11 protein-coding genes are annotated in these 12,191 nt (G+C 43.7%); all 11 read left to right on the forward strand.

Annotated features, from left to right (window positions below; genetic code table 11):
- Positions 1-72 precede the first annotated feature (72 nt).
- On the forward strand, positions 73-2,016 hold the full coding sequence (locus NST56_RS08690) for a stage V sporulation protein D (protein WP_339181355.1): 1,944 nt from the start codon (positions 73-75) through the stop codon (positions 2,014-2,016).
- Between the two features lie 174 nt (positions 2,017-2,190).
- Positions 2,191-3,675 (forward strand): UDP-N-acetylmuramoyl-L-alanyl-D-glutamate--2,6-diaminopimelate ligase, encoded by a 1,485-nt coding sequence (locus NST56_RS08695; protein WP_339181358.1) that lies wholly within the window; start codon positions 2,191-2,193, stop codon positions 3,673-3,675.
- A 111-nt stretch (positions 3,676-3,786) separates the two neighbouring features.
- Positions 3,787-4,761 (forward strand): phospho-N-acetylmuramoyl-pentapeptide-transferase, encoded by a 975-nt coding sequence (gene mraY / locus NST56_RS08700; RefSeq protein WP_168747739.1) that lies wholly within the window; start codon positions 3,787-3,789, stop codon positions 4,759-4,761.
- Complete coding sequence (gene murD / locus NST56_RS08705; RefSeq protein ID WP_029441244.1) at positions 4,762-6,117, forward strand: UDP-N-acetylmuramoyl-L-alanine--D-glutamate ligase; 1,356 nt, start codon at positions 4,762-4,764, stop codon at positions 6,115-6,117. It abuts the gene before it with no gap.
- A 57-nt stretch (positions 6,118-6,174) separates the two neighbouring features.
- Positions 6,175-7,275 (forward strand): stage V sporulation protein E, encoded by a 1,101-nt coding sequence (gene spoVE / locus NST56_RS08710; protein WP_003221421.1) that lies wholly within the window; start codon positions 6,175-6,177, stop codon positions 7,273-7,275.
- Positions 7,276-7,396: 121 nt separating this feature from the next.
- Complete coding sequence (gene murG, locus NST56_RS08715; RefSeq protein WP_339181361.1) at positions 7,397-8,488, forward strand: undecaprenyldiphospho-muramoylpentapeptide beta-N-acetylglucosaminyltransferase; 1,092 nt, start codon at positions 7,397-7,399, stop codon at positions 8,486-8,488.
- Positions 8,489-8,519: 31 nt separating this feature from the next.
- Positions 8,520-9,431 (forward strand): UDP-N-acetylmuramate dehydrogenase, encoded by a 912-nt coding sequence (gene murB, locus NST56_RS08720; RefSeq protein WP_168747742.1) that lies wholly within the window; start codon positions 8,520-8,522, stop codon positions 9,429-9,431.
- Between the two features lie 129 nt (positions 9,432-9,560).
- Positions 9,561-10,352, forward strand: coding sequence for a cell division protein FtsQ/DivIB (locus NST56_RS08725; protein ID WP_168747744.1), 792 nt, complete (start codon positions 9,561-9,563; stop codon positions 10,350-10,352).
- Complete coding sequence (locus NST56_RS08730; RefSeq protein ID WP_010334162.1) at positions 10,349-11,044, forward strand: DUF881 domain-containing protein; 696 nt, start codon at positions 10,349-10,351, stop codon at positions 11,042-11,044. Before NST56_RS08725 ends, NST56_RS08730 begins: the two co-directional genes overlap by 4 nt.
- A gap of 21 nt (positions 11,045-11,065) precedes the next feature.
- Entirely contained in the window at positions 11,066-11,773 is a 708-nt protein-coding gene (locus NST56_RS08735) for a DUF881 domain-containing protein (RefSeq protein ID WP_010334163.1), read from the forward strand.
- 17 nt (positions 11,774-11,790) lie between these two features.
- Entirely contained in the window at positions 11,791-12,156 is a 366-nt protein-coding gene (locus NST56_RS08740; protein WP_010334164.1) for a small basic family protein, read from the forward strand.
- The last annotated feature ends 35 nt before the right edge of the window (positions 12,157-12,191 follow it).

A 12,191-nucleotide genomic window follows, 5' to 3' on the forward strand; every position in this document is an offset into this window, starting at 1 on the left:
GAGGAGCGCCGTTCTACCTGTCCACACGCAGGCATAAAATGAAACAAGCCTAAATAAGGAGTGAACGGTGCCTTGCGCGTCTCGAATGTAACGGTTAGAAAACGTTTATTATTTGTTTTGCTTTTTGGAGTGATCGTATTTCTGATCATTGATACAAGGCTGGGGTATGTTCAGTTTGTCATGGGGGAGAAACTGACTTCTCTGGCGAAGGATTCCTGGAGCCGGAACCTGCCGTTTGAGCCGGAACGGGGAGAGATCCTTGATCGGAACGGCGTTAAGCTTGCTACAAATAAGAGTGCTCCGACCGTATTTGTCGTGCCGCGCCAAGTCCAGGATCCACTGAAAACGAGCAAACAGCTGGCTGCGGTGTTAAATATGTCTGAAGAAAAAGTATATAAGCACGTCACAAAAAAAGCGTCGATAGAAAAGATTACGCCGGAAGGGAGAAAAATTTCAAATGAGAAGGCAAAAGAAATCAAAGCGCTCGATTTAAAAGGGGTGTATGTAGCGGAGGATAGTATCCGCCATTATCCGTTCGGCAGCTTTTTATCCCATGTTCTTGGGTTTGCCGGGATTGATAACCAAGGACTCCTCGGGCTTGAAGCCTATTATGATGATGATTTAAAAGGAGAAAAAGGCTCTGTTAAGTTTTATACAGATGCCAAAGGAAAGAAAATGCCCGATGAAGCCGATGACTACACGCCTCCTAAGGATGGACTCGATATGAAGCTAACTGTAGATTCGAAGGTGCAAACCATAATGGAACGAGAGCTTGATAACGCTGAAGCTAAATATCATCCAGACGGTATGATTGCAGTTGCAATGAACCCGAAAAACGGAGAAATACTTGGGATGGCAAGCAGACCTGACTTTGATCCGGCTGATTATCAATCTGTTGACCCGTCCGTTTACAATCGGAATCTCCCTGTGTGGAGCACGTACGAGCCGGGTTCGACCTTTAAGATTATTACACTTGCGGCGGCTCTGGAGGAGCAAAAAGTCAACTTAAAACGCGACCAATTTTATGATAAAGGACATGCAGAAGTAGACGGAGCAAGACTGCGCTGCTGGAAAAGAGGCGGCCACGGACTGCAAACGTATCTTGAAGTTGTGCAAAACTCCTGTAACCCCGGCTTCGTTGAATTGGGAGAGAGATTGGGCAAAGAAAAGCTATTCAAATATATAAAAGGCTTTGGATTTGGCCAAAAAACCGGGATTGACTTGCAAGGGGAAGGAACAGGGATTTTATTTCCGCTTGACAGAGTAGGTCCGGTTGAGCAAGCGACAACCGCCTTCGGACAGGGGGTATCCGTCACGCCGATTCAGCAGGTTGCAGCCGTTTCTGCCGCTGTTAACGGCGGCACGCTCTACACACCTTATATAGCAAAAGAGTGGATTGATCCGGTAACCAAAAAAACAGTCAAAAAACAATCGCCAATCGCCAAGAAACAAGTCATTTCTAAGGAAACATCAAAACAAATCCGCTATGCTTTAGAGAGCGTCGTTGCAGAAGGCACCGGACGCAATGCGTTTGTCGAAGGCTATCGTGTCGGCGGGAAAACAGGTACAGCGCAAAAGGTGAAAGATGGCAAATACCTCGAAAACAACCATATTGTATCATTTATCGGTTTCGCGCCGGCTGACGACCCGAGTCTTGTCGTCTATGTCGCGGTCGATAACCCGAAAGGCACAATTCAGTTTGGCGGAACCGTTGCAGCGCCTATTGTGGGAAGTATTATGAGAGACAGCCTGCCGGAGCTTGGTGTGAAGCCTAGGAAAAATCAAATCGAAAAAAAATACCAATGGAACGACACAAAAACAGTAGAAGTTCCGAATGTTGTAGGGATGTCTGTCTCAGATCTTGAGTCACTTTTGGTGAATCTGAATATAGATGCTTCCGGAAAAGGAAGCAAAATCGTCAAACAATCACCAGCTGCAGGAACGAAAGTAAAAGAGGGCTCTAAGATACGTGTTTATTTGACTGAAGAAGATAAAAAAAAGGAGGCAGCCGATTAATTCGGGCTGCCTATTATTTTATTGCAGAAAAATGCTGATATCTTTCAAGATTAGCTGGATGTATCCTTTTTTTTACGCTAAAATATGAACTGTATGCTTAAAAGTCATTATCACATCATTTGATGTGACTTCAATGATAAAAAGAACGAATAGAATGTTGAGAGGTTTGATACGATGAAACTTACAAAGCTGCTTACATACTTAACAACCGAACCTTCTGTAAATGATTCACAAGACCCTGAAATAACTTCAATTGAGATGGACTCCAGGGAAGTAAAGAAAGGGAGTCTTTTTGTATGTGTAAAAGGGTATACGGTAGATGGCCATGATTTTGCGCAAAAAGCAGTTGAAAACGGCGCAGCGGCTATTGTGGCTGAAAAGGAGCTCGATGTGGGTGTGCCTGTCATCATTGTCCGGCAGTCACTGCGGGCGCTCAGCGTTTTGTCTGATGCGTTTTACGGACAGCCGACAAAGAAACTGCAGCTGATCGGAATAACGGGCACAAACGGAAAAACATCAACGACCCATATGGTTGATGAGATTCTCAAAAAAGCGGGGAAGCGAACAGGCTTAATCGGCACGATGTACATTAAAATCGATGACGAAACACTTCCCGTTAAAAACACGACACCGGAAAGCGTCACGTTACAGCAAACATTTAAAAAAATGAATGACAAGCATGTCGACACGGCCATCATGGAGGTTTCTTCTCACGCTTTATCACTGGGACGGGTTCACGGCTGTGATTATGACATCGCCGTGTTTACGAACTTAACACAGGATCATCTTGACTATCACAAAACGATGGATGAATACCGACAGGCAAAAAGCCTGCTGTTTTCTCAGCTTGGCGGGGCATTCAACCATGAAAATCCAAAACGGGCTGTTTTAAACGCGGATGATGAGGCAAGCGCTTATTTTGAAAAGGTCACTGCGGCACATATTTCTACATATGGAATTAAAAACAATGCTGATGTAATGGCGAAAGATATCAAAACTACTGCACAGGGCACAAGTTTTGAACTGGTGACGAACAAAGGCACGAAGCACATCACGATGTCGCTCGTCGGACAGTTTAACGTGTATAACGTGCTCGCTGCTGTTGCGACTTGTATTGCGGCAGGCATTCCGTTTGAAACCATTACAGAAGCCGTGGAAGAATTGCATGGCGTAAGAGGCCGTTTTGAACTGGTTAATCAGCAGCAGGAGTTTCCGGTTATTGTTGATTACGCGCATACGCCGGACAGCCTTGAAAACGTACTGAATACATGCAGAGACATGGCGGAAGGAAAGCTGTTTGTTGTTGTCGGCTGCGGCGGAGACAGAGATAAGACAAAGCGCCCGAAAATGGCGAAAATCGCTGTTGAGCTGGCTGACGAACCGATTTTCACTTCAGATAATCCGAGAAGCGAAGATCCGCGTGCCATTTTAAGAGATATGGAAGCAGGGGTAGAGAACGAATACTACCACAGCATTGCCAATCGCGAGCAGGCGATCTTCTTTGCCATTGCCAACGCCAAAAAAGGCGATGTTGTCCTCATTGCTGGGAAAGGACATGAAACCTATCAGCAGATTGGAAACGAAACCTTTGACTTTGACGATGCCGAAGTGGCGGCAAGAGCCATTGTCGAACTGAATAAAAATAAGACGAATTCATAGGAAAGAGATGTTATTGCATGATGGAGCTTGAAAAGATTTTTCATATGGAAAAAAAACATGAATATGATAACTACGTATGTCGTTTGAAAGAAACAGGAGGAGAAAAGGACAATGCTTGAGCAAGTCATTCTGTTTACAATTTTAATGGGTTTTTTAATCAGTGTTCTGCTCTCTCCGATTCTTATTCCGTTTTTAAGAAGATTAAAATTCGGCCAGAGTATTAGAGAAGAAGGACCGAAATCACACCAGAAAAAATCAGGGACACCGACAATGGGCGGGGTCATGATCATACTGTCTATCATTGTGACAACAATTGTGATGACGCAGAAGTTTTCAGAAATAAGTCCGGAAATGTTCCTGTTGCTGTTTGTCACGATCGGTTACGGTTTACTCGGCTTTTTGGATGATTACATCAAAGTCGTAATGAAACGAAATCTCGGTCTGACCTCAAAGCAAAAACTGATCGGACAAATCATCATCGCAATTGTGTTTTATGCGGTGTATCATTACTACAATTTTGCGACGGATATCCGTATTCCGGGGACTGATCTGTCATTTGATCTTGGATGGGCTTACTTTATCCTTGTGCTATTTATGCTTGTCGGCGGATCAAACGCAGTCAACCTGACTGACGGTCTTGACGGTCTATTATCAGGTACGGCAGCCATCGCTTTTGGCGCCTTTGCCATTCTGGCATGGAATCAATCCCAATATGATGTTGCTATTTTCTCAGTTGCGGTTGTCGGAGCGGTGCTGGGCTTCCTAGTCTTCAATGCGCATCCAGCCAAAGTGTTTATGGGAGATACAGGATCACTTGCATTGGGAGGAGCAATCGTCACCATTGCCATTTTAACGAAATTAGAAATCCTGCTGGTTATTATCGGCGGTGTATTCGTCATTGAGACATTATCCGTTATTCTGCAGGTCATCAGCTTTAAAACGACAGGTAAACGAATCTTTAAAATGAGTCCGCTTCACCACCATTATGAGCTTGTCGGGTGGTCTGAATGGAGAGTTGTTGTAACATTTTGGACTGCGGGACTTTTGCTTGCCGTATTAGGAATTTACATCGAGGTGTGGTTATAAGTGGAAAACGATCTATTTTTGCAAAATCAGCATTTTTTAGTCCTTGGACTCGCCAAAAGCGGGTTTGCGGCTGCTTCTATTCTTCATGAAAAAGGTGTTTATGTTACAGTCAACGACCAAAAGCCTTTTGATGAGAACGAACCAGCCCAGAAACTTTCTGAAAAAGGGGTCGAAGTTGTCTGCGGAGAGCACCCTGTTTCTCTGTTCGATCAGCATCAGATTACTGTACTGATCAAAAACCCGGGTATTCCATATGAAAATATTATGGTTCAGGAAGCAGAAAAAAGAGGCATCCCGATATGGACGGAAATTGAGCTTGCCTACCATCTGACGAATGCCAAATTTATTGGGATCACTGGGTCGAATGGAAAAACGACAACAACAACGCTGATTTATGAAATGCTGAAGGCAGACTCTCAAAAGGCGCTGATCGCCGGAAACATCGGTACAGTCGCAAGTGAGGTTGCCTATCACGCTGATGGAGATGAATGGATCGTAACGGAACTTTCGTCATTTCAGCTGATGGGAACGCACGACTTCAGGCCTGAAATCAGCCTGATTTTAAACGTGTTTGATGCCCATCTGGATTATCATCATACGAGAGAAAACTATGAAAAAGCGAAACAAAAAGTGTATCTGCATCAGAAAGCTTCAGATAAAGCAATTGTCAACCAGGATGATGAAACAGTCGTGCGCCTGGCTGAGGCCGGAGAAGCCGGAATTGTTCCTTTTTCAGTAAGCAAACAGCTTGAACACGGCGCTTATGTAAAAGAGGGCATGATTATGTACAACGGCGAAGCTATTCTTCCTCTGGAAGAGGTTGTGCTGCCAGGTGCGCATAATCTGGAGAACATTTTAGCCGCGATTGCGGCAGTGAAAACGGCTGGAGCGTCCAACGAGGCCATCAAAACAGTGCTGACAAGCTTTACCGGCGTAAAGCACCGTCTCCAGTATGTCACAACAGTGAAGAACCGTAAGTTTTATAATGACAGCAAAGCAACAAACGTTTTGGCGACAAGCAAAGCGCTTTCGGCTTTTGAAAAACCTGTCATCCTGCTTGCAGGCGGACTGGATCGCGGAAACGGCTTTGACGACTTAAAACCCTACATGAAGCATGTCAAAGCGGTGCTTACATTCGGACAGACAGCGCCGAAACTCGAAAAGCTCGGAAATGATCTGGGAATACAACATGTCAAACGTGTCGATAATGTTGAACAAGCAGTATCTGCGGCGTTTGCGCTCTCAAATGAAGGAGATGTCATTCTGCTTTCACCTGCGTGTGCGAGCTGGGATCAATTCAAAACATTTGAAGAACGCGGTGACATGTTTATAGACGCCGTGCATATGCTTAAGTAAGGGCTTGTCTTGGAAATCGGCAGCCCTAATGACTTTAAGCTTGGGGTGTCGATTGCTTTGACTACTAAAAAAACATCGCCTGATTTGTTATTGGTCATCATTACGTTATTATTATTAACAATTGGATTAATTATGGTGTACAGTGCGAGTGCGGTATGGGCGGATTATAAATTTGACGACTCATTCTTTTTCGCGAAACGGCAGCTACTGTTTGCGGGCATCGGCGTTATTGCCATGTTCTTTATTATGAATGTTGATTATTGGACATGGCGGACATGGTCCAAGTTGCTGATGGTTATCTGTTTTTTCTTGCTGGTGCTTGTTTTAATACCAGGCGTAGGCATGGTGCGGAACGGCTCTAGAAGCTGGATCGGTGTCGGCGCATTCAGCATACAGCCTTCAGAGTTTATGAAGCTTGCGATGATAGCATTCCTTGCTAAATTTCTCTCTGAAAAGCAAAAAAACATTACATCGTTCAGACGTGGATTCGTTCCGGCGCTCGGCATCGTGTTTTCCGCATTTTTGATTATTATGTGCCAGCCTGACCTCGGTACGGGAACGGTAATGGTCGGTACTTGTATTGTCATGATTTTTGTAGCCGGTGCGCGAATTGCCCATTTCGTCTTTCTCGGGCTGATCGGCCTGAGCGGATTTGTTGGGCTCGTACTGTCGGCTCCGTATCGAATTAAACGGATTACCTCTTACTTGAATCCGTGGGAAGATCCGCTCGGCAGCGGCTTTCAAATTATTCAATCGCTTTATGCGGTAGGGCCTGGCGGATTGTTCGGAATGGGGCTCGGCCAAAGCAGACAGAAATTCTTTTATCTGCCTGAGCCGCAAACGGACTTTATTTTCGCCATCTTGTCAGAGGAGCTTGGGTTTATCGGCGGGTCTCTTATTTTGCTTCTGTTCAGCGTTCTGCTGTGGAGAGGAATCAGGATCGCGCTCGGTGCACCAGATCTATATGGCAGCTTTGTCGCTGTAGGGATTATTTCAATGATCGCGATCCAAGTCATGATCAATATCGGTGTTGTGACGGGCCTTATTCCGGTAACTGGCATCACGCTGCCGTTTCTAAGCTACGGAGGTTCATCATTGACGCTGATGCTGATGGCTGTCGGTGTGCTGCTGAACGTGAGCCGGTACTCGAGGTATTAATGAATTTTATTTGTGAAGCGATCCTATGAAACAGGAAGCTGGGAAACAATTGATGCGATAACCCTGTCCATAAAAACAGGGTTATCGTTATGTTATAGAGACTGAGACTGGGGGAAGAGATATGCGAATTGCAATAAGCGGAGGCGGCACAGGGGGACACATCTATCCAGCACTTGCCTTTATCAAAGAGGTGCAGCGCCGCCATCCTGATGTAGAATTTCTATATATCGGAACAGAAAACGGATTAGAGAAAAAAATTGTAGAACGGGAAAATATACCGTTTCGTTCCATTGAAATTACAGGTTTTAAAAGAAAGCTTTCATTTGAAAACGTCAAAACGGTCATGCGTTTTCTAAAAGGCGTTAAAAAAAGCAAATCGTATTTAGCGGAATTTAAGCCGGATGCCGTGATTGGAACGGGCGGTTATGTGTGCGGGCCGGTTGTATACGCGGCTGCAAAAATGGGGATTCCGACTATCGTTCATGAACAAAACAGCCTGCCGGGCATCACCAATAAGTTTCTTTCAAAATATGTTGATAAAGTAGCAATATGTTTTGAGGAAGCAAAATCACATTTTCCAAGTGAGAAAGTTGTATTTACGGGAAACCCGAGAGCCTCTGAGGTCGTCTCAATAAAGACGGGCCGCTCGATGGTAGAATTCGGGCTCTCTGAAGAGAAAAAAACCGTATTAATCTTCGGCGGAAGCAGAGGCGCCGCACCGATTAACCGTGCGGTCATTGATATGCAGGATGCGCTGAAATCAAGAGCGTATCAAGTACTGTATATTACGGGCGAGGTTCACTATGAGAAAGTAATGACTGAGCTGAAAAACAAGGGTGCAGCTGACAATATGGTCACAAAACCGTTTCTTCATCAGATGCCAGAGTATTTAAAGGCGATTGATGTGATTGTAGCAAGAGCGGGTGCGACGACCATTGCTGAAATTACGGCACTCGGAATCCCAAGTGTGCTGATTCCAAGTCCTTACGTAACGGCGAATCACCAGGAGGTCAATGCGAGATCTCTCGGTCAGCATGATGCGGCGATTGTTTTGAAAGAAACAGAACTCAGCGGGGAAAAGCTGATTGAAGCGCTTGACCGGATTGTGCTCGATGAACAAACATTAAAGGATATGAGCGTACGGACAAAGTCACTAGGTGTTCCTGATGCGGCTGCCCGTTTATACAGCGTACTCGAAGATTTGAAAAAATAATAGAAAAGCAAATGGAATGCGGAGGTTTACGATGGAGAAAGTGATACAAGAATTAAAAGAACGCGAAGTCGGCAAGGTGCTTGCAAATGAACCGCTCGCAAATCATACTACAATGAAAATCGGCGGTCCTGCGGATGTATTGGTCATTCCAAGCAGTGTAGATGCTGTCAAGGACATCATGGATGTTGTGAAAAAATATGAAGTAAAGTGGACAGTCATTGGCCGCGGATCAAACCTTCTTGTATTAGATGAAGGGATCAGAGGTGTGGTGATCAAGCTGGGCGCGGGTCTTGACCACCTAGAGCTTGACGGGGAACAAGTCACTGTCGGTGGCGGTTATTCAGTTGTGCGTCTTGCTACATCGATGAGCAAAAAAGGCTTGTCGGGATTAGAATTTGCTGCCGGAATTCCGGGATCCGTCGGAGGGGCTGTCTATATGAATGCAGGCGCTCACGGGTCTGATATGAGTAAGATCCTTGTCAAAGCGCATATTTTATTTGAAGACGGCACAATCGAGTGGCTGACAAATGAGGAGATGGAATTCACCTACAGAACGTCCGTATTGCAAAAGAAACGCCCTGGTGTTTGTCTTGAAGCCGTTCTCCAGCTTGAACAGAAGGATAAAGAATCAATCGTTCAGCAAATGCAAAGCAATAAAGACTACAGAAAGAATACTCAGCCGTATTCAAGCCCTTGTGCAGGAAGTATATTCAGAAACCCGCTTCCGAACCATGCCGGCAATCTAGTGGAAAAAGCGGGCTTAAAAGGATATCAAATCGGCGGTGCAAAGATATCGGAGATGCACGGAAACTTCATCGTCAATGCGGGCGGAGCATCCGCAAAAGATGTGCTTGATCTCATTGATCATGTGAAAAAGACAATCCGTGAAAAATACGAGATTGATATGCACACAGAGGTTGAAATCATCGGTGAAAATCGCTGATTCAAGTTCTGAACTGAAGCTGTTCATATGATATACTGTAAGCAAACGACAAACGGCATCATAGTATGCCGTTTGTTTTGGAATAGGCAGACTTTTAAGGCTGTTTCAGTTGAATGAGGTGAACAGGCAATGAATCCGGGTCATGACCGAGAAAAAATCGTAAATATTGAAGAGCGGATCCCTAAAATTAAAGAGCAGAGAAAACAGAAGGCAAACCGAAGGCTTATTTCATTTATTATGCTCTTTTTTATGATGGTGCTGATCATCGTATATCTGCAGACACCGATTAGTAAAATTTCATCAATCTCTGTTACCGGTAATGAGAATGTTTCGAAAAAGGAGATTATTGATCTTTCCGATATCAAAAGCGGAGATACTGAATTTTGGAGTCTGGATAAGAAAAAAACAGCAAAAAAGATTCAGGAAAATAAATTAGTGAAAAAAGCAGAAATCAGCAAATCCCTTCCTAATAAAATCAACATTGCGATCGAAGAATATAAAGCGATTGCCTATTTAGAAAAAGACAATGTGTATTACGAAATCCTTGAAAACGGTTCAGTTTTGCCAAACGAAGTAACTCCGGATGATGCGGGACCCATTTTGGTGAATTGGACAGACGCTAAAAAACGTGTTCAAATGGCCAAGCAGCTCGATGCTTTGTCAAATTCTTTAAAACAGTCGATTTCAGAAGTGTATTATACTCCTGTCAAAATGGATCAAAACCGTATTAAATTATATATGAACGACGGGTATGTCGTTACTGCTTCCATCAAAACCTTTGCAGACCGAATGAAAACGTATCCTTCTATTATCTCACAGCTCAACGGCAGTAAAAAAGGGATTATTCATTTAGAAGTTGCTACCTATTTTGAAGAGTTTGGAAAAAGCGATTCGTCTGCCAAAAAGGAAGATGAAAATTGAGGGGCAAATCAGCCGTCCTTCTTTCTTTGATTATGCTAATCGCAGGTTTTTTAATTTCTTTTTCCTTTCAGACGACAAGAGAAAACCACAAAAGCATGACAGAGACGGAAGATTGGAAAAAAGAATATGCCCTGCGGGATGAACTGCTGAAGCAAGAGAAAGAAAACAAGGACCTTGAAAAAGAACTGTATCAAAAGCAGAACAAAGTCCGTCAGACTGAAAATAAGCTGAAAAACGAAAAAACAGAATACTATAACGTTCTGGAAGATGTAGAAAAGTACAGAATGTATATTGGGGAAGTCGGTGTACAAGGAGAGGGCGTTCAAGTGACTTTGGAAGATGCTTCTTACATACCGGAAGGAGAGAACGTGAACAGCTACATCGTTCACGAAAGCCATCTCTTTCAAGTCATAAATGAACTGTATATATCTGGTGCGGCAGCCGTCTCCATCAACGGCCAGCGGCTGACCCATAATTCCTACATCAAGTGCAACGGGCCGGTCGTAACGGTTGACGGGGTGCAGCACCCCGCCCCATTTGTCGTTTCTGCCATTGGAGATCCCGATGTCCTGCTTCCTTCGTTAAATATAGCAGGAGGCCTGATCGATCAGCTTTCTATGGATCATATTTCTGTTACCGCAGAAAAAAAGAAAAATGTACAAATGGAGCCCATTCTGAAAACGAAGGAATGACTGGAAAAGCGGGTGAAGTGATTGAAAATAAAGCGTTCCTTCATTAGCATTAGCGTGCTTATGGTCATATTCGGCCTTATGATATCTGTTCAATTTAATTCTTTAAAGCATCCCCAAGTCCGAGATACAAGAGATATGTGGGATATTAGAGAAGAGCTTACATCAGAGCAGAAGAAGCAGGAAGAGCTGCTGGCTGAAATTAATAAGTATGATAAATTGCTGAATACCTATACGCAAAACAAAGAATTGACAAAAGAAACAGCGCTCAATAATACATTACAAACCTTAAAAAAAACAGCCGGCATGACCGATATTACAGGTAGCGGAATTGTCATCACCCTTTCTCCGCTTTTTTCTGAAAGCGTAACTGGAGAGGCGATCAAAAATCCACCGCCGGATTTATTAAAGAAGCTGATTAATGAACTCAACTCTTATGGTGCTGAGCATATCTCAATAAATGAGCGAAGAGTTGTGAATTCTTCAGTGATACGGGACATAAACGGCACAACAAAAATAGACGGATACAGCCTAGATGATTATCCTTTAACAGTAAAAGTGCTTGCTGAAGATCCGGACAAGCTGTACAGCAGGGTAAAGGGGTCCGATCTAGAGGATATCTTTGCTTCTGAAAATGTAGCGTTAAAAGCAGGTAAATCTGACAGCAGCCTCACATTAAAAGCTTATGACAGAGCAGTGGACGTACAACAGCTAAAACCGCTTAAAGACTAAAAGGGAGGAGAATTGTCATGTGGCTGCCCGTGCTTGGACTCGTGCTCGGAATAACGATCGGACTGATGACAAACTTAACAATACCGAGTGAATACTCAAATTATTTATCACTTGCTGTGCTTGCTGCACTTGATACTCTAATCGGCGGAATCAGGGCGCATTTACAAGGTACATATGATGAAATGGTATTTGTTTCCGGTTTCTTTTTTAATATTATATTGGCAATAAGTTTAGCTTTTCTGGGAGTTCATCTTGGTGTAGACTTGTATTTAGCAGGTATATTCGCATTTGGAGTCAGATTATTTCAGAATATAGCCGTTATAAGAAGAAATCTACTAACAAAGTGGACTCTTTCTAAAAAAAATAAAAAAAATGTGATATAAAAGAGGATATACATAGGATATAACGAATATTTTCA

Origin of the sequence: Bacillus sp. FSL R5-0560 (assembly GCF_037966305.1) — a bacterium.
Taxonomy (GTDB): domain Bacteria; phylum Bacillota; class Bacilli; order Bacillales; family Bacillaceae; genus Bacillus; species Bacillus mojavensis.